Source organism: Nonomuraea sp. NPDC004186, from assembly GCF_053603495.1.
This window is the reverse complement of the sequence record NZ_JBSGFQ010000007.1, coordinates 119602-137586: the sequence shown is the minus strand read 5'-3', so window position 1 is coordinate 137586 and position 17985 is coordinate 119602. Positions and strand designations below refer to the sequence as shown.

General features: G+C 69.7%; 18 protein-coding genes. 8 read left to right on the top strand and 10 right to left on the bottom strand.

The genetic code is table 11. The features are described from left to right. Window positions 1–48: 48 nt before the first annotated feature. Complete coding sequence (locus ACWEPL_RS08080; RefSeq protein WP_363962474.1) at window positions 49–1125, top strand: alpha/beta hydrolase; 1077 nt, start codon at window positions 49–51, stop codon at window positions 1123–1125. 4 nt (window positions 1126–1129) lie between these two features. Here ACWEPL_RS08080 and ACWEPL_RS08075 read toward each other — a convergent pair whose 3' ends face one another. Next, window positions 1130–1468 (bottom strand): MerR family transcriptional regulator, encoded by a 339-nt coding sequence (locus ACWEPL_RS08075; protein ID WP_192790205.1) that lies wholly within the window; start codon window positions 1466–1468, stop codon window positions 1130–1132. 102 nt (window positions 1469–1570) lie between these two features. On the opposite strand from ACWEPL_RS08075, the gene ahcY reads away from it, so the two are divergent. The 3 genes from ahcY to ACWEPL_RS08060 all read left to right on the top strand — a co-directional run bounded on the left by ahcY (window position 1571) and on the right by ACWEPL_RS08060 (window position 5436). Further along, complete coding sequence (gene ahcY, locus ACWEPL_RS08070) at window positions 1571–2998, top strand: adenosylhomocysteinase (RefSeq protein ID WP_452435552.1); 1428 nt, start codon at window positions 1571–1573, stop codon at window positions 2996–2998. Between the two features lie 199 nt (window positions 2999–3197). Continuing rightward, window positions 3198–4433, top strand: a complete 1236-nt coding sequence (locus ACWEPL_RS08065; protein ID WP_363962475.1) for an adenosylhomocysteinase — start codon at window positions 3198–3200, stop codon at window positions 4431–4433. A 94-nt stretch (window positions 4434–4527) separates the two neighbouring features. Then, window positions 4528–5436 carry a WXG100-like domain-containing protein gene (locus ACWEPL_RS08060; protein WP_452435551.1) on the top strand — a complete coding sequence of 303 codons (909 nt, stop codon included), beginning with the start codon at window positions 4528–4530 and terminating at the stop codon, window positions 5434–5436. An 18-nt stretch (window positions 5437–5454) separates the two neighbouring features. Here ACWEPL_RS08060 and ACWEPL_RS08055 read toward each other — a convergent pair whose 3' ends face one another. Together ACWEPL_RS08055 and ACWEPL_RS08050 are read right to left on the bottom strand one after the other, a co-directional pair. Beyond that, on the bottom strand, window positions 5455–5808 hold the full coding sequence (locus ACWEPL_RS08055) for a YbaB/EbfC family nucleoid-associated protein (RefSeq protein ID WP_363962477.1): 354 nt from the start codon (window positions 5806–5808) through the stop codon (window positions 5455–5457). A 17-nt stretch (window positions 5809–5825) separates the two neighbouring features. Then, window positions 5826–6179: a hypothetical protein gene (locus ACWEPL_RS08050; RefSeq protein WP_363962478.1), complete on the bottom strand. Its 354-nt coding sequence runs from the start codon at window positions 6177–6179 to the stop codon at window positions 5826–5828. A gap of 52 nt (window positions 6180–6231) precedes the next feature. On the opposite strand from ACWEPL_RS08050, the gene ACWEPL_RS08045 reads away from it, so the two are divergent. Continuing rightward, window positions 6232–6573: a hypothetical protein gene (locus ACWEPL_RS08045; RefSeq protein ID WP_452435550.1), complete on the top strand. Its 342-nt coding sequence runs from the start codon at window positions 6232–6234 to the stop codon at window positions 6571–6573. 49 nt (window positions 6574–6622) lie between these two features. On the opposite strand, the gene ACWEPL_RS08040 is transcribed toward ACWEPL_RS08045, so the two are convergent. Then, complete coding sequence (locus ACWEPL_RS08040; protein ID WP_452435549.1) at window positions 6623–7255, bottom strand: DUF305 domain-containing protein; 633 nt, start codon at window positions 7253–7255, stop codon at window positions 6623–6625. Window positions 7256–7424: 169 nt separating this feature from the next. Here ACWEPL_RS08040 and ACWEPL_RS08035 point away from each other — a divergent pair, with 169 nt between their 5' ends. Then, window positions 7425–8813, top strand: coding sequence for an LVIVD repeat-containing protein (locus tag ACWEPL_RS08035; RefSeq protein WP_449966974.1), 1389 nt, complete (start codon window positions 7425–7427; stop codon window positions 8811–8813). A gap of 103 nt (window positions 8814–8916) precedes the next feature. Beyond that, on the top strand, window positions 8917–10263 hold the full coding sequence (locus tag ACWEPL_RS08030) for an LVIVD repeat-containing protein (protein WP_449894678.1): 1347 nt from the start codon (window positions 8917–8919) through the stop codon (window positions 10261–10263). A 25-nt stretch (window positions 10264–10288) separates the two neighbouring features. Here the strand turns inward: ACWEPL_RS08030 and ACWEPL_RS08025 are convergent, their stop codons facing one another. After that, the gene (locus ACWEPL_RS08025; protein ID WP_363962483.1) at window positions 10289–11221 is read right to left on the bottom strand and encodes an RDD family protein; all 933 of its coding nucleotides are present in this window, start codon (window positions 11219–11221) and stop codon (window positions 10289–10291) included. A gap of 51 nt (window positions 11222–11272) precedes the next feature. Here ACWEPL_RS08025 and ACWEPL_RS08020 point away from each other — a divergent pair, with 51 nt between their 5' ends. Next, window positions 11273–12265, top strand: a complete 993-nt coding sequence (locus ACWEPL_RS08020) for a stage II sporulation protein M (RefSeq protein WP_452435548.1) — start codon at window positions 11273–11275, stop codon at window positions 12263–12265. A gap of 15 nt (window positions 12266–12280) precedes the next feature. Here ACWEPL_RS08020 and ACWEPL_RS08015 read toward each other — a convergent pair whose 3' ends face one another. The 5 genes from ACWEPL_RS08015 to ACWEPL_RS07995 are packed head-to-tail and all read right to left on the bottom strand — an operon-like array spanning window position 12281 to window position 17741. Continuing rightward, window positions 12281–13654 (bottom strand): DUF58 domain-containing protein, encoded by a 1374-nt coding sequence (locus tag ACWEPL_RS08015; RefSeq protein WP_452435547.1) that lies wholly within the window; start codon window positions 13652–13654, stop codon window positions 12281–12283. Continuing rightward, window positions 13654–14634, bottom strand: coding sequence for an AAA family ATPase (locus tag ACWEPL_RS08010; protein WP_363962484.1), 981 nt, complete (start codon window positions 14632–14634; stop codon window positions 13654–13656). The genes ACWEPL_RS08015 and ACWEPL_RS08010 overlap by 1 nt, the downstream gene beginning before the upstream one ends. Beyond that, on the bottom strand, window positions 14624–15802 hold the full coding sequence (locus ACWEPL_RS08005) for a DUF4350 domain-containing protein (protein WP_452435546.1): 1179 nt from the start codon (window positions 15800–15802) through the stop codon (window positions 14624–14626). The genes ACWEPL_RS08010 and ACWEPL_RS08005 overlap by 11 nt, the downstream gene beginning before the upstream one ends. Next, entirely contained in the window at window positions 15799–16482 is a 684-nt protein-coding gene (locus ACWEPL_RS08000) for a DUF4129 domain-containing protein (RefSeq protein WP_363962485.1), read from the bottom strand. Before ACWEPL_RS08000 ends, ACWEPL_RS08005 begins: the two co-directional genes overlap by 4 nt. Beyond that, window positions 16479–17741: a glycerophosphoryl diester phosphodiesterase membrane domain-containing protein gene (locus ACWEPL_RS07995; protein ID WP_452435545.1), complete on the bottom strand. Its 1263-nt coding sequence runs from the start codon at window positions 17739–17741 to the stop codon at window positions 16479–16481. Before ACWEPL_RS07995 ends, ACWEPL_RS08000 begins: the two co-directional genes overlap by 4 nt. Between the last annotated feature and the right edge of the window lie 244 nt (window positions 17742–17985).

Genomic DNA, 17985 nt, shown 5'->3' with positions numbered 1-17985 from the left:
TCTCCATGTTAACTCCCTGCTTACGGCCCTCCCTGTATTCCATGCCTCATGGGACTGAACTCAATCGGCCTGCTGGTCACCTTCTCGGTGCTGGCGGTGGCGGCGCTGGCGACGACGGTGTGGCTGTGGCCACGGCTGAGCGCGGCGCGCCTGAGCGCCGTGCTGGGCCGGGTGGGCGCGCTGACCGTCTGCCAGGCCTTTACGCTGGCAGCCCTCGGTCTGGCGGTGAACCAGTACTTCGCCTTCTACAGCTCTTGGAACGATCTCCTGGGCACCGACACGGGGACGGCGCCGATCACGGTCGCCGCCTCGGGGCTGCAGGTGCTGAGCACCCGCTCGGTGCCGGGCGGGCGGATCGAACAGGTGATCATGCCGGGGCCGTCCACGCGCCTGAGCGAGGAGGCGTACGTGTTCCTGCCCACGGCGTACCTGAAGCACACCACGGAGCGCTTCCCCGCGATCATCGCGCTCACCGGCTACCCGGGGGACCCGCGCAACCTCATGACCCGGCTCGATCTGCCCGGCCGGATGGCGAAGGCGATCGCCCAGCACCAGGTCAAGCCCACGGTCCTGGTCATGATGCGGCCCAGCGTGGTGCTGCCGCGCGACACCGAGTGCGTGGACGTGCCGGACGGGCCGCAGATCCAGGCGTACTTCACGAACGACGTCAAACATGACATGACCACTCACTACCGGGTGGCGGAGGGCCGGGACTCGTGGGGCATCCTGGGCGGCTCGACCGGCGGCTACTGCGCGCTCAAGATCGTCATGAGCCATCCCGACCAGTTCTCCGCGGCGGTCTCGCAGTCGGGCTACTTCAAGACGATCGTCGACAGCACCACCGGCGACCTGTTCCACGGGGACAAGTCGGTCGAACAGCGCAACGACCTGATGTGGCGGCTGGCCAACCTGCCCGCGCCGCCCGTGAACGTGCTCGTCACCAGCAGCAGGAAGGGGGAGAGCGACTACCCGGCGACCATGAGGTTCCTGAGCGCGGTGAAGCCGCCGATGCGGGCGTCCTCGCTGATCCTGCCCAGCGGCGGGCACAACTTCAACACCTGGAACCGCGAGCTCCCGCAGGCCCTCCCGTGGCTGGCCCAGCAACTCGTCACCCCCGCCGCCTGAATGGTCAGCGGCCGGAGGGGCGCAGGAGGCGCAGCGCCTTCTCCTTCTCGAAGTCCAGGGCCCGGCGCGGCACCTGGATCCGCCCGATCCGGATCCCGAGGTCGCGGACGGCCGCCGCCACCGTGGGCTCGCTGAGCACCCGCAGCGCGAAGGCCAGCTCCGCGGGTGAGACGTCGAACTGCTTCTCCAGCTCCACCCCCTGCGCCACCGCCGCCAGCTCGTCGGGCCCGAACCGCCGGTGCGCCCCCTGCTCCCGCACGGGCGGCAGCAGACCGAGCGCCTCCCGATATCGGAGCATTCGAGGGGACATGCCGAGCCGCTTCGCGGCCTCCGTGATACGCATTCTTACATTCTTACGTCAGTTTCGGCCGCCCCGAGATGCGCACCCCTCGAAGGGCCGCCTAAACTCGTCGGGACAACCATCAGTGACGCGAGGGGAAACCCGATGGACTTCAAGGTCGCAGACCTTTCACTTGCCGACTTCGGCCGCAAGGAGATCCGGCTCGCCGAGCACGAGATGCCCGGCCTCATGGCGATTCGCAAGGAGTACGCGGCCTCCCAGCCCCTTCGCGGTGCGAAGATCATGGGCTCCCTGCACATGACGATCCAGACGGCCGTCCTCATCGAGACGCTCGTCGCGCTCGGCGCCGAAGTCCGCTGGGTCAGCTGCAACATCTTCTCCACGCAGGACCACGCCGCCGCCGCGGTGGTCGTCGGCCCCAATGGCACCACGGACGACCCGCAGGGCGTGCCGGTGTTCGCCTGGAAGGGCGAGACGCTGGAGGAATACTGGTGGTGCACCGAGCAGGCCCTCACCTGGCCCGGCGGTGACGCGCCCAACATGATCCTCGACGACGGCGGCGACGCCACGCTGCTGGTGCACAAGGGCGCCGAGTACGAGAAGGCGGGCGCCGTGCCGGCCGCCACGGCCGACGACCCGGAGGAGTGGCACGTCATCATCGACCTGCTCACCCGCACGGTCGGCGCCGACAAGCGGTGGACCAAGATCGCCGAGAGCATCAAGGGTGTCACCGAGGAGACCACGACCGGCGTGCACCGCCTCTACGAGATGCACAAGAACGGCCAGCTCCTCTTCCCGGCCATCAACGTCAACGACTCGGTCACCAAGTCCAAGTTCGACAACAAGTACGGCTGCCGCCACTCCGTCATCGACGGCCTCAACCGCGCCACCGACGTGCTCATCGGCGGCAAGGTGGCCGTGGTGTGCGGTTACGGCGACGTCGGCAAGGGCTGCGCCGACGCGCTGCGCGGCCAGGGCGCCCGCGTCATCGTCACCGAGATCGACCCGATCTGCGCGCTCCAGGCGGCCATGGACGGCTTCCAGGTGACCACGCTGGACGAGGTCGTCGGCATCGCCGACATCTTCGTGACCTCCACCGGCAACTTCAACATCATCACCGCCGACCACATGGCGAAGATGAAGCACCAGGCGATCGTCTCCAACATCGGCCACTTCGACAACGAGATCGACATGGCCGGCCTCGCCAAGCAGCCCGGCATCACGAAGAACAACATCAAGCCGCAGGTCGACGAGTGGGTCTTCGCCGACGGCCACTCGATCATCGTCCTCGCCGAGGGCCGCCTGATGAACCTCGGCTGCGCCACCGGCCACCCGAGCTTCGTCATGTCCAACTCGTTCACCAACCAGGTGATCGCGCAGATCGAGCTGTTCGCGAAGACGGCCGAGTACCCGATCGGGGTCTACACGCTGCCCAAGCACCTGGACGAGAAGGTCGCCCGCCTGCACCTCGACGCCCTGGGCGTCAAGCTCACCGAGCTCACCAAGGAGCAGGCCGCCTACATCGGCGTCCACGTCGAGGGCCCCTACAAGCCCGACCACTACCGGTACTAAATCGTCTTGAGCTCCGGGAGGTGGTTTCCCGCCTCCCGGAGCTTTCCGTTATCAACCCCCGTGGTCTTTTACGGCCGAGCACGGTGGACCGCACGCGCCGACGTCAGTGGCCGTCCGTCATGGCCGGTTGTGAAGGCTCACGGGTCGCTCGCCGTGACGACGCGTGTTCTTGGCCGTCTTCTTCGCTCAAAGGGCTGGCATGGATCTCTGGGAAAGTGGCGAGCGGCAGATCTCCTGGGCCGCTCGTTCGATGCCGGTGTTGACCGCGATCGGAGAGCGGTTCGGCATCGAACGGCCGCTGGACGGGCTGAAGATCGCCGCCTGCCTGCACGTCACCGCCGAGACGGCCGTTCTGATGGGCGCGTTGAAGGCGGGCGGGGCCGAGATCGCGCTCGCCGCGTCCAACCCCCTGTCCACGCAGGACGACGTGGCCGAGGCGCTGCGTGTTTACGGGATCTCCGTGCACGCGCGGGCCGGCGTCGATCGGGCCACCTACTACCGGCACATCCACCAGGCGCTCGACCTCGAGCCCGACCTCGTGCTCGACGACGGCTGCGACCTGGTGAACATTCTCCACACCGAACGCACCGACCTGCTCGAACACGTCACGGGCGGGTGCGAGGAGACCACCACCGGGATCATCCGGTTGCGGCAGATGGCCGCCGAGGGCGCGTTGAGGTTCCCCGTCGTGGCGGTGAACGACACTCGGACCAAGCGCATGTTCGACAACCGCTACGGCACCGGGCAGTCCACGCTGGACGGCATCATGCGCGCCACCAACGCCATGCTGGCCGGGCGCACTTTGGTCGTGGCCGGGTTCGGGTTCTGCGGGCGGGGCGTGGCCGAGCGGGCCAAGGGGTTCGGCGCGCGGGTGATCGTGACCGAGATCGACGCCGTGAAGGCGCTCGACGCGACCCTCCAGGGATACGAGGTCCGTCCCATGGCGCAGGCGGCGATGCTCGGCGACCTCTTCGTCACCGTGACCGGCAACCGCGACGTGATCAGGGCCGAGCACCTGTCGGTCATGAAGGACGGCGCGATCCTGGCCAACGCCGGGCACTTCGACGTGGAGATCGACGTGCGCGCGCTGGACGAGCTGGCCACCGAGGTGCACCGCGGGGTGCGGCCCAACACCGACGAGTACGTGCTGCCCGACGGCCGCAGGCTGCTGCTGCTCGCCGAGGGCCGGCTGGTCAACCTCACCGCCGCCGAAGGCCATCCCGCGGCCGTCATGGACATGTCGTTCTCCGCGCAGGCCCTGGCCGTGGTCTGGCTGGCGGGCGAGCGTTCCCGCCTCGATCCCGGCGTCTACGACGTCCCGGAGGAGATCGACCACGAGGTCGCCAAGCTGAAGCTGGCCGCGGCCGGGATCGGGATCGACGAGCTCACGCCCGAGCAGGAGGAGTATCTCCACTCCTGGAGGGTCGGCTCCTAGAGGGGCCTGAGGGGGCTGCGGGGTTGGCGTGGCCGATGATATTGCAGGATGATCGGATGATCCTGGTATGTCCGGTGGAGAAAGGGTCTGCCACGTGAGTCCATCGCCCAAGTCCCTTCCGATAGGAGGGTTCGCGTTCTCCGCCCTCGGTGTCGGCGCCGTGGTCCTGCAGATGCTGTCCGTCGCCTACCCCGACGGCGACCCGGCCAAGGCGCGCGAGGCCGCGCGCCTGTTGCGGCAGCTGGCCACGCGGGTGGACACGAGCCTGGACGACGTGGAGGACGTCGCGCGAACGGTGTGGCGGCCGCCCAGCTCCGGCGCGGGGGTCGACGCCTTCAGGAAATACTTCAACGAAGATCTCTCGCCCTATCCGCCGCACGTGTCCGCGTACCTCCGCGGGCTGGCCGACGCGGTCGACGACTACGCGGACATGCTGGAGCAGACCCAGCACGCGCTCCACACGATGGCCATGATCCAGTGGCTCGAGCTGCTGATGTTCTTCTGCTGGCCGGCCATCGACAAGAAGGTCCAGGTGCTGATCAACTGGGCGATGCGCAGGAGGCAGGCCGGGCTGCTGCTCAAGCTGTTCAACCACGCGGTGGGCAAGCGCTTCATCTACGCAGTCGGCGGCAGCCTCGCCTACACGGCCCTCGACCAGCTGCTCGTCGACGGGGTCAAGCTGGGGCGCGGCGAGGACATGGGGTCGTGGGGCGACCGGGGCGAGTACATGGTGAAGAACTTCGCCGCGGCGATGGTCTTCTACCATGTGGATCCCGCCAATTTCGGTAAGGCCGCCAACCTGCTGCCGAAGAACAAGGCGGCGCAGAACGCCATCGTCTTCCTGACCGGGTCGTCCATCTTCACCACCACGGCGAACGCGCTCAACCGGCCCGGCGACGTGATCGACGATCCGGCCAGCCTGTTGCCCACCTGGGAGCAGATGCTCGCCAAGCTGGGTGTCGCCGCGGGCCAGGACCAGTTCAGGCGCTGGCGCGGATACTGACGGCTGGTGACCACGTAGCTATTCCCGGCTGAAACGCCTGACCTCGTCGGCGAACGGGGTCAGGCCGTCCGTCATCATCCCGGCCATCTGCTTGGCCAGGTCCGCGGCGGCGGCGTTCGCGGCGGTGAGCACCGCCTCCGCCAGCGCGTCCGCGCCGAGCCGCATCGCCCGCGGGTCGATGCGCAGGCCGCCGAGCACGCCGCTCGGCAGCACCTCGGCCTTCACCTGGCCGTTGGCAGCCTCGCCGCGGCCGCGGAGGTTGTCGAGGCTTTCGCGCAGTTCCTGCAGCGGCCGGAGGTCGGCCTGGAACTGGGAGAGCAGGCGCTGCATCTCCTCGTCGAGGAAGGGGGCGCCGTCGTCTGGTGCGGTCATCGGGTCTCCGAACAACGTCAGGGGTTGAGCTTTCCGTCCGACTTCGAGTACTTGGGCGGGTCGGACACTTTCGGCAGGGACTGGATGCTGGCCCAGTGTGCGACGTCGAAGCCGGTCTTCATGCCGGCCAGCCGTTCGGCGATCCCGGGATAGACGTCGCGTAACGCGTTGACGTACGTCTCGGCCTTCTTCAACCCGGTGGAGTAGCCCTGTTTGAAGGTGTTCGCCGTCTCGTCCGTGCCGGCGAAGTCGCCCAACGCCGTGATGGCGTCGAGGATCCGGCGGGCGTCCCTGGCCAGCTCGTCGTGCTCGGTGATGAAGCCGCCGGCCGCCCCCGTGAAGGTGCTCCCGCGGACATCGATGTTCGGCATGCCCGGGCGGCCGAGGCCGGGTGAGCTGGGCGAAGGGGTGGGGACGGGATACGTGGGAACAGTCGTGGGAGTCGGCGACGCCACAGGCGTGTTGGTCGGCGACGGCGATGGCGTGGGCGTCGGGGTGGGTGTGGGGGAAGGGCTTGGCGACGTCGGGCTCTGGCTGGGCGTCGGGGATGGGGAGCTTGGGCTGGGCGTGGGGCTGGACGTGGGGCTGGACGTGGGTGTCCCAGTGGGTGTCCCAGTGGGTGTCCCCGTGGGTGTTCCTGTGGGGCTCGGTGTGGGTGACCCTGTGGGGGTGGCCGACGGCGTGGGCGATGCGGATGGAGCGTTTGAATCTGCCATTGGACGTGACGTCCTCCTCGCACATTGCCTGCACTACCGGCAGGGATAGTGTACTTTAGCGCCGGGACGAGGCCCCCGTCTTCGAAGTTCCGGCCTTCCTAAAGGGCGGACTGCATCTGCTGCATGCGGCGGATCTCGGCGGCCTGGGTCACGCTGACGTCGCTGGCCAGCTCCTCGACCCGGATGTGCGAGCCGCTCGTCAGCACCTGCTCCGACATCTTGATCGCCCCCAGATGGTGGTTGATCATGAGTTCCAGGAACATCCGGTCGAAGTCCTTGCCCTTGGCCGCCTTCAGGGCCTCCATCTGGGCGGGCGTGGCCATTCCAGGCATGCCGTCGTGCGCGGCGTGGTGCTCGGGCACCGTCTGCTGCTGCTCCCGCAGCCACGTCGTCATGAACTGGATCTCCGGGCCCTGGGCGTCCTTGATCCGGCCCGCCAGGTTCTTCAGCTGGGTCGACTCGGCCCGGGTGGGCGCGAGGAGCGACATGTCCAGGGCCTGGCGGTGGTGGACGATCATGTCCTGGACGTACTTGATGTCGGACGCGTTGGCCGTGGCCGAAGGGACGGCGGTGGCGGCCTCGCTCGGCGACAGCGTCTTGGCCTGCTCCCCTGGGCGGCCGGGAGCGAGCACGGGCGCGGTCGAGTCGGCCCGTGGAGCCGGCGGCGGAGAGGAGGTGCAGCCGGAGAGGGCAACGACCGTGCCCATGATGACGATGAGCGCGGCGCGCACCCACAACCTCCCTGACTGACTCGGACGAGAATGCGCACTCTAGGCCATAAGTGGACAAATTAAAAGAGAGTGAACAGGAACAAAATTTGACAAGTTGTCTGCTTGGCCAGTCGAGGGGGGAAACGCGAGGATGGCGTAGATTTATGCTCCCTTTATAGGAGGATCCCTAGTGTTCTCCCTCCGCAGGGCCCTCACCCTGGTCACGGCGGTCGTGGCGATGGCCGGCGTTGTCTTACCGGCTCAGGCCGCGGACATCCCGGCTCCTGGCGAGATCGTCATGAGTCCCAACATCCAACACGTCACCAACGTGCCCAAGCCCGAGGCCCTGGCCGACATCCACACGGACATGGCCTTCCAAGGCGACTACGCGTACGTCGGCAACTACTATGGCTTCTCGATCTACGACATCAAGCGCCCGAAGCGGACCTCGCTGGTGAGCTCGGTCGTCTGCCCCGGTGGCCAGATGGACATGTCCGTCTACGGCAACCTACTGTTCGGCTCCGTCGACTCCTCCCGCAACGACGACTCGTGCAACAGCACCTCGCAGCCCGCGTCGGTCAAGGAGTCGTGGGAGGGCATCCGCATCTTCGACGTCTCCGACAAGGCCAACCCGAAGTACATCAAGTCGGTCGAGACCAACTGTGGCTCCCACACGAACACGCTGGTGCCCGACCGCAAGGGCGAGAACGTCTACATCTACGTCTCCTCCTACAGCCCGAACGCCTCGTTCCCCGACTGCCAGCCGCCCCATGACCTGATCTCGATCATCAAGGTGCCGCTGCGCGACCCGACGGCCGCGACCGTGATCGCCACGCCGAACCTCTTCCCCGACGGCGGCTACGGCGGCGTCCAGCAGCCGTACCCGAACGGGAAGTCCGCCACCACCGGCTGCCACGACATCACGGCCTACCCGGAGAAGGGCATCGCCGCCGGCGCCTGCATGGGCGACGGCATCCTGCTCGACATCCGCAACCCCGAGCAGCCCAAGGTCACCGCGACCGTGCGTGACGAGACGAACTTCGCGTTCTGGCACTCGGCCACGTTCAACAACGACGGCACGAAGGTCATCTTCACCGACGAGCTCGGCGGCGGGACCAGGGCGACCTGCAACGAGGCCATCGGCCCGAACCGGGGCGCCAACGCGTACTACGACATCGTGAACGGGCAGCTCCAGTTCAGGAGCTACTTCAAGATCTCGCGCCACCAGGCCGACACCGAGAACTGCGTGGCCCACAACGGCTCGCTGATCCCGGTCAAGGGCCGGGACATCATGGTGCAGGCGTGGTACCAGGGCGGGATCTCGGTGGTGGACTTCACCGACTCGGCCCACCCGCAGGAGATCGCGTTCTTCGAGCGTGGCCCGGACAACACCGCGCCGGCGCTCAGCGGCGGCTTCTGGTCCGCGTACTACTACAACGGCTACATCTACGGGTCCGACTTCAACCTGGGCCTGGACGTGCTGAAGATCAACGACTGGCGGACAAACCGCGCGAACGGCGTCAAGATGCGCTCACTCAACGCGCAGACCCAGACGTCGTATCCCGAATACGGCCACTGATCCCCAGGCGGCGAGGGCCCCGACCGGGTCCTCGCCGTTTTCACTTATCCAGACATATGCGATAAGGAGTCTCGGAGTGTTCAATCCGCGCCGTGCCCTCGTCATGGCCGCGGCCGCCGTCGCGTTAGCGCTGACGAGCGTTCCCGCCCTGGCCACCGACATCCCACCGCCCGACGCCGTGGTCACCAGCCCCAACGTGACCCACGTGCTGAACATCCCCAAGCCCGCCCCGATCGCCGGCACCATCAACACCGACATCACCTTCCAGGGCGACTACGCCTACGTCGGCAACTACGGCGGCTTCTCGATCTACGACATCAGCAACCCCAAGAAGGCCAAGCCCGTCAGCTCGGTCGTCTGCCCCGGCTCCCAGATGGACGTCAGCGTCTACGGCGACCTGCTGTTCACCGCCGTGGACTCCTCGCGCAGCGACGACTCGTGCAACAGCACGGCGCTGACCGCCGACCACAAGGAGGCCTGGGAAGGCGTCCGGATCTTCGACGTCTCCGACAAGGCCAACCCGAAGTACATCAAGTCGGTCGAGACCAACTGCGGCTCCCACACCCTGACCCTGGTGCCGGGCAAGGGCCGCGACCGGAACAAGAACGTCTACATCTACGTCTCGTCCTACAACCCGAACGCCACGTTCCCCGACTGCCAGCCGCCGCACGACAAGCTCTCGATCATCAAGGTGCCGCTCAGGAACCCGACGGCGGCGGCGGTCGCGGCCACCCCGGTGGTCTTCCCCGACGGCGGCAATGAGACCCAGCCCGGCCTGCTCCTGCCGACCAGCGGCTGCCACGACATCACCGCCTACGCCGAGAAGGACATCGCGGCGGGCGCGTGCATGGGTGACGGCGTGCTGTTCGACATCTCGGACCGGCTGAACCCGAAGGTCACGGCCAGGACCACGGACCCGAACTTCGCGTTCTGGCACTCGGCCACCTTCAGCAACGACGCCAAGAAGGTCGTCTTCACCGACGAGCTCGGCGGCGGCGGCGGGGCCACCTGCAACGAGGCCACCGGGCCGAACCGCGGCGCGGACGCGATCTACGACATCTCGAACGGGCAGTTCACGTTCAAGAGCTACTTCAAGATCCCGCGCTACCAGGCCGACAGCGAGAACTGCGTCGCGCACAACGGCTCGCTGATCCCCGTCAAGGGCCGGGACATCATGGTCCAGGCCTGGTACATGGGCGGGCTGTCGGTGTGGGACTTCACCGACTCGGCCAACCCGAGGGAGATCGGCTACTTCGAGCGCGGCCCGCGCTCGGCCGGCGGTGGCGGCGGCATCTGGTCCGCGTACTACTACAACGGCTACATCTACGCGGCCGACTTCCACGAGGGCCTCGACGTCGTCAAGGTCACCGACCCGCTCACGAACAACGCCAGGCACGTCCGCACCGACCGGTTGAACGTGCAGACCCAGGAGTCGTACCGCAACTGGTGACCGATTCCGTCCCTGTGCGCCGCTCTCACTGAGGCGGCGCGAACCCGCCCGGAGTCGCCCTCGGCGGCTCCGGCGCGGGGGGCCGGGGCTGAGGCTGCGGCTGGTAGGACGCCGGGGGCTGAGGCTGGTACGGGCCTGGCTGCGCGTAAGGCGGCTGGGGCTGGTACGGCCCCGGCTGTGCGTAGGGAGCCTGGGGCGGGCGGCCGTTGGCGGCGCGTTGCGCGAAACGTACCTGCTCCCTCCTGCGGCGCTCGGCCAGGACGGCGCTCAGGTACGCGTGCGGCGGCACCCCGGCGGGCGCCGCGGGCGAGACGAAGGACGCCGTCTGGGTCGCGATCCGCACCCCCATCTCATGCTGGACCTGCGGCGACAGGTCGTGCCACCGCGACAGGTACTGCCGGGCCGCCTGCGCCACCTCGTCGGGGAGCTGGGAGAGCTCCAGCGTCGCCGCCCAGGCCGCCAGCGGCGGCGGCATCACGATGAGCTGCCCGGAGTCGCGCGGAGCCCGGTCGGAGATCACGATGGTGCCGGCGAAGACGTCGCCGAGCCGCTTGCCCCGCTGCGAGACCAGCGACGCGATCAGCGCGGGCGCCCCGGAGAGCATCCAGAACTCCACGACCCCGGCCAGGCCGCGGAACAGCGCCTGCCTGAAGCGCTCGGGACTGCCGTCGTCGCTGACCACCCGGAGCCCGAGCGCGAGCTTGCCGAGGCTGCGTCCCCTGGTCAGCGACTCGAAGATCACGGGGTAGCCGACCAGCACCAGCACCACGAACACGATCATCGCGGCCCCGAACATGGCCGAGTCCGAGATGACCGAGAACGCGCCTAAGATCGCATAGGCGGCGATCAGCACCGTGAACTGCACGGCCATGTCGATGACGATCGCCAGCGCGCGCGAGGGCATCTGGGCGATCCGCACTTCGACGACGACCGCGTCGCCGGTCACAACCTCAGACATATGTGGAGCCTAACGGCTATGTACTGGTGTTTGAGCGGCCAGAATGTTCGGGTGGACATCGATGCGTTCGTCACAGCTCACCGCCCCGTGTGGGACCGGCTCGATCATCTGGTCAAGCGTCGTTCGTCGCTGACGGGTGCCGAGGTGGACGAGCTGGTGGACCTCTATCAACGCGTGTCCACCCATCTGTCCATCGTGCGCTCCTCGTCCAGGGACGCGATGCTGACCGGGCGGCTGTCGGCGCTGGTGGCGCGGGCCAGGTCGGCGGTGACCGGGGCGCACACGCCCGCCTGGCGGGAGCTGGTGAGGTTCTTCACGGTGTCGTTCCCCGTGGTGGCCTACCGGGCGCGGTGGTGGTGGCTGGGGAGCACGGTGGCGTTCATCGCGGTCGCGTGGGTGATGGGCGCGTGGGTGGCGGCCAACCCCGACGTCCAGGCGACGATCGGCTCGCCGGACGAGATCGCCCAGCTCGTCGACCACGACTTCGCCGACTACTACTCCGAGCACCCGGCCGCCTCCTTCGCCAGCCAGGTGTGGGTGAACAACGCGTGGGTCGCGGCGCAGACGATCATCTACTCGGTGCTGCTCGGCCTGCCGATCCCGTACGTGCTGTACTCGAACGCCGCGAACGTCGGCGTCTCCGGCGGTCTCATGGCCTCCCGCGACAAGCTGGACATCTTCTTTGGCCTGATCACGCCGCACGGGCTGCTGGAGCTGACCGCCGTGTTCCTGGCGGCGGCGGTCGGGATGCGCCTGGGCTGGACGGTCATCGACCCGGGGCCGCGCCGGCGGACGGAGGCCCTGGCCGAGCAGGGCCGGGCGGTGATGAGCGTGGCGCTGGGGCTGGTCGTGGTGCTGTTCGTGTCGGGCCTGATCGAGGCGTTCGTCACGCCGTCCGGGCTGCCGACGTGGGCGCGCGTGAGCATCGGCGCGCTCGCGGAGGTGGGCTTCCTGCTGTACGTGATCGCCTTCGGCCGCCGTGCCCTGCGCCAGAACGAGACCGGCGACCTCGAACGCGCCCCGGACGTCGCCCCGACGGCCTGACCCCCGGTCCAGGCCCTACAGCCGCCCGGCCGCCTTCAGCGCCAGGTACGCGTCCGCGAGCGCGGGGGCGATGTCCTCCGGGGGCGCGTCCACGACCTCCACTCCGTGCCGCCGCAGCCGGGCCGTGATGCGCCGGCGTTCGAGCTGGGCGTGCTCGGCCGCCGCCGCGTCGTACACCTCCTCGGCCGACGCCCGGCGCCCCGCCATGGCCGCCACCCGGGGGTCCGACACCCCGGCCACCAGCACCAGGTGGCGCGAGGACAGCTGGGAGAGCACCGGCATGAGCCCCTCGTCCAGAGCCGCCCCGTTGAGGTCGGTGAGGAGCACGACCAGGCAGCGCCGCTTGGCCCGCGACAGGACGGCCGCGACCATGCCCTGCGAGTCGGCCTCGATCAGCTCCGCCTCGATCGGCGCCATCACGTTGACCAGCGACGACAGCAGCTCGGTGCGTGACGCCCCGCTCACCCAGGCGCGCACCGCCCGGTCGTAGGCGAGGAAGTCGACCTGGTCACCGGCTCTGGCGGCCAGCGCGGCCAGCAGCAGCGCGGCGTCCATCGACCAGTCGAGCCGCGGCCAGCCGGGCGCCAGCCGCGGATCCGGCCGTACGAGCAGACCGGCGCCGCCCGCGGTGGCCCCGGCCATCGGGATGGGCGCGTCGCCCACCCGGCCCGCCGAGGTGCGGCCGGTGTCGAGCACGATCAGCACGCGGCGGTCGCGTTCCGGGCGCCAGGTGCGTACGACCACGTCGTGGCGGCGTGCCGTGGCCCGCCAGTCGATGGAGCGCACGTCGTCGCCCACCACGTACTCCCGCAGCGAGTCGAACTCCGTCCCCTGACCGCGCACCAGCGCCGGGTGCTGGCCGTCCAGTTCGCGGAGCCGGGCCAGCCGGGACGGCAGGTGCTTGCGCGACAGGAACGGCGGCAGCACGCGTACCGACCAGGGCGCCTGGTGGCTGCCCTGGCGGGCGGCCAGGCCCAGCGGCCCGACCGAGCGCACCGTGACCGCCACGGACGAGCGGTCGCCGCGCCTGGTCGGGGCGAGCGTCACGACGATCTTGCGGCGCTCGCCCTTGGGCACGTTCAGGTCGGCGACGCGCGGTGTGGCGCCCGCCGACGGCGGCCAGGCGTCCCTGAGCGCGCCGCGCACCCGGCGGGGGCCCGGGTTCTCGACGATCAGCTCGACCGTGGCCCGCTGGCCGAGCCGTACGAGCGTGTCGCCGGAACGGTGGAACCTCAGCGGGCGCACCGCGCCGGCGAACACCAGGTCCACCACGATCGCGGCGGCCAGCAGCAGGCAGACCCCGGCCAGCGCGGCCCCGGGCTGCGGCGCCAGCAGCACCACGACGATCCCGATCGCCGCGACCAGCCCGGCACGTCCCGTGAGAGCCATCAGCGCGGGACCGGTACGGAGGCCAGGATGCCGTCGAGCAGGCCGTCGGCGGTCGCGCCCTCCAGCTCGGCCTCCGGCCGGAGCTGGATCCGGTGCCGCAGCGCGGGCCTGGCCAGCGCCTTGACGTCGTCAGGAGTCACGTACGGGCGCCCGGACAGCCACGCCCACGCCCGCGAGGCCGCCAGCAGCGCCGTGGCGCCACGTGGCGAGACGCCGAGCTGCAGCGACGGCGAGTTCCTGGTGGCGCGGGCCACGTCCACGATGTAGCCGAGCACCTCGGGCGCCACGTGCACCTTCGAGACCGCCTCCCGCCCGGCCGCCATGTCGTCGGCCGTGGCGACGGGCTTGACCTCGCTCAGGTCGCGCGGGTCGAAGCCGCGGGCGTGCCGTTCGAGCACGGAGATCTCCTGCTCGCGCGGCGGCAGCGGCACGGTCAGCTTGAGCAGGAACCGGTCGAGCTGGGCCTCGGGAAGCTGGTAGGTGCCCTCGTACTCGACGGGGTTCTGCGTCGCGCACACCACGAACGGGTCGGGCAGCGGCCGCGCCGCGCCCTCGACGCTGACCTGCCGCTCCTCCATCGCCTCCAGCAGCGCCGCCTGGGTCTTCGGCGGGGTGCGGTTGATCTCGTCGGCGAGCAGCAGGTTCGTGAACACCGGCCCCTCGCGGAACTCGAACTCCGCGGTCTTCGCGTCGTAGATCAGCGAGCCGGTCACGTCGCCAGGCATCAGGTCCGGCGTGAACTGCACCCGTTTGAAGTCAAGGGACAGGGCGGCCGACAACGTGCGCACCATCAACGTCTTGGCCACGCCGGGCACGCCTTCGAGCAGCACGTGCCCCCTGCACAGCAGCGCGATGACCAGCCCCGTCACCACCGCGTCCTGGCCGACCACGGCCTTGGACACCTCGGCGCGCAGCGCGCCCAGCGCCTCCCTCGCCGAGTCGCCCGAGCTCGGGACGCGGAACGTCTCCTCAGAGTTCACTGACCTGCCTTTCGATGAAGTCCAAATATCCGGCCAACCCGACGAGCCCGGCGTCGTCCACCGGCGGCGGCCCGTAGAGCGCCGCGCCGACCTGGTGGGCGTCCTGGCCGGTGCGGGCGGCGAGCGCCGCGACGACCTCGTTCGGCCCGGCCCCCGATCCGAGCCCCAGCCTGGGCATGAGCCGGTCGATCGTGCCCTCGCGCAGCGACTCCGCGGCCCGCTGCCGCGCGCGCCTGGCCCGGTAGAGCCTGCCGCGGCCCTCGACGGTCTCGGCCGCCCGCACGATGACCGGCAGCTTCTCCGTCACCACGGGGCCCAGCCGCCTGCCCCGCCAGAACGCCGTGAGAGCCAGGGCGATGAGGGACATGTAGACGGTCCAGCGGATGCTCTCGGGCATGAGGTCGTACATCGACTTGCCCCGCTCGCCCGGAAGCTCGGCGACGGGTGGCGGGGTCGCGGGGCGGACCAGCCAGGTCACGGGCCTGCCGGTGCCGATCAGGTTGAGCGCGAGCGCGGCGTTGCCGTCCTCGGCCAGGCGCTGGTTGGTCATGAAGCCGCCGTCGCCGACGACCGTGGTCACGCCGCCCGCCTGCGGGAAGCTGACCAGCGTGTATCCGTCGCCGGCCGGGTAGCAGCCGGTGGCCCCGGTGGGGCCGCGGAAGACGGCGCCGCCCAGGTAGGCGCTCCCCGCGGCCCGGGCGGCGGGCAGCGAGCACTCGGGCTCGCGCGAGCGCGTGCGCGCCGGGGCCGGCTCGCTGCGCACGCCGGGGGCGAGCGCGTCGAGACCGGGGAGGTCGCCGACGATCAGCCGGTCGCCCTGGATCCGGGTCAGGCTGTATTCGTCGAAGTACGACATGTCGGTGATCAGCAGCAGCCGGTTGCCGGTCGTGGCCTTGGCGGCGGCGGCTTCCACGGAGTCGACCCGGTCCACCGTGACGCCCCGTGACCTGAGCACCTCGGCCAGCGCCTTGGAGCCCGCCAGAGTGGTGTCGTCGGGATCCAGGGCCCGCGACGGGCCCCGCTCCGGGCCGAACAGGACGCCCGCGACCGCGATGAGCACGACGATGAGGCCGAGCAGGACGATGATCCGGCTGCCGCGCCAGGTGGAGCGCGCGGTGGGCGAGGTCGAGTACGACGCGCCGTCGGCGGGGCGCGTGAGGACGCTCATGCGGTCCCGCCCGTCCCGGGCCGCTCGCCCGTGGCCGCGCCGACCGGGGTCCAGGCCGTGGCCGCCGCGCCGGCCCCGACCGGGACCGGGCGGGCCTGGCGGAGCTGCTCGTCCAGGTCGGCCATCTCCTCGTACGCCTCCCGCGTGCCCGCCACACCGCCGTACGTCACGTCGTCGAACGACCGGGCGGCAGCCGCCAGCCTCGTGGCGAAGCCGGGCAGCGAGAGTGCCGCCTCACTGGTCAGCTCGTCGGCCGTGCGCCCCGGCATGCCGTCGACGAGCGCGCGTTCCTCCAGGTCACGGGCGATGGCGCGGAGCCGTTCCTGGACGGCCTCGGTCCAGCGCTGCTCGGCGGCCAGCCCGGCGGCCGCCGCCCGGTGCTCGGCCGCCGTCATCACCCGCTCCCCGAACAGCCCGCCCACGGCGAGCGCGTTCTTGCGGCTGGCCTTGCGGAGCTGCCACGAGATCAGCACGATCAGCGCGAGGATGACCAGCACGATGATCACGGAGGCGATGACCCCTCCGGCGGCGCCCCCGCCCGCGGCCGTGTCCACCAGGTCGCCGAGGAACTGCATGACCCGCCGGTAGATCAGGTCGAGCAGGGACTCCTTCTCGTATGCAGGCTTGAGGAGCTCCTCCGCGGCCCGGCGCGCGGCCTCCTCCCTGTCGATCGGGCTCACGGCCTGGCGGAGTTGGAGGGGTGCCAGAGCTCGTCCGCGGAGGAGTGCACCCATCCCTGGCGCTGCTGCTCGATGGCCGCCGTCTGCAGCACGAGGTCGAACGCCTCGCTGCGCATGCGCCGGTCGGCGTAGAGCAGGCCGGCGACCCCGGCCTGGAACGGATAGGTGAGCATCGATCCGAGCGTGCCGCCGAGCGCGATGAGCACGGCCGACACGACGGTGGTGGCCACCGAGCCCGCGCCGAACATGCCGAACAGCGTGCCCGCCAGCGTGAAGGGCACCGACAGGACGCCCGCCACGAGCCCGACCAGCAGGGACGTGAGCAGCAGGATGCCGAAGACGCGCCAGAAGTCGCCGGTCACCAGGTGCCACGAGCGCCGCATGGCCTCGATCGCCCCCCTGCCCTCCAGCACCACGATGGGAGAGGCGAAGGCGAAGCGGGTCGTGAAGAACAGGTAGTAGCCGAGGTAGGCGATCATGAACAGGAAGGTCAGCCCGAGGACCACGCCTGCCGCGCCGGAGGAGACGTTCAACGCGACCACCACGATGAGCAGCACCATCACGACCAGCGGCACCAGCATGATGACGGCCATCAGCGCCACGACGCCGAACAGCGCGGGCGCCCTGCCCTTGACGAGCCGCCACGCCTCCCCGGCGGTGATGGTGCCGCCGAAGACGGCGCGGCCGAGGATCCTGGTCAGCACGCCGGTCAGCAGCGTGACCACGACGAACTGGACCATGTACGAGACGAGCGTGCCGCCGTACTGGGCGGCGAGGCCGTACACGCTGGTGAGCTGGTCGGAGGAGGTGTACGCGCTCTCGGGGTCGGTGAACGCGCCGCTCATGGAGTCGAGCACGAACGCCTGGCCGACGGCCACGGGCACGGAGGCGAGCAGGGCGGCGACGGCCGACAGGCCGAGCACCGCCTTCGGGTTGGACCGGATCAGCTTGATCGTGCCGTCGAGGATGTCACCGAGGCCCAGGGGGCGCAGCGGGATGATGCCCGGTCTCAGCGCCGGTGGTGGCGGCGCGTAGCCGTAACCGGGCTGAGGATGCGGATAGGGCGGATAGGGTGTTTGGGGCCCGGGTCCCAGTGGCTGTTGTTGCTGAAGGGGCTCCCCGTACGGCTGCCCGTAGGGCATCTGCTGTGGCGCGCCTGGCGCGGTCCACGGGGAGGCCGGCGGGGCGCTGTAGGGCGGGGGCTGTTCGGCCGACCAGCCTGATGGCGTCTCGGGCGGGGGACCGTGACCGTCTGACATATCCCAATCCTGGCATGCTGAACGGGGCATTGGTGTCGCTGAGCGCATTCGCCGTCTCATCCTTGCCGTATTCGACGGAGAATCCGGTCGAGGTTCACGTCCAGGGGATGGCAGAAAGTTGCTCTGTTACCGCAGACTTGAGATTGCGGTCGCGGGGGGCGGACCTAAAATTCGCCTTTTGCATGGCTCATGTCACACCCATGGGCCCACCAAGGGTAACCTTCAGCGATCGTGCGGGTATGTC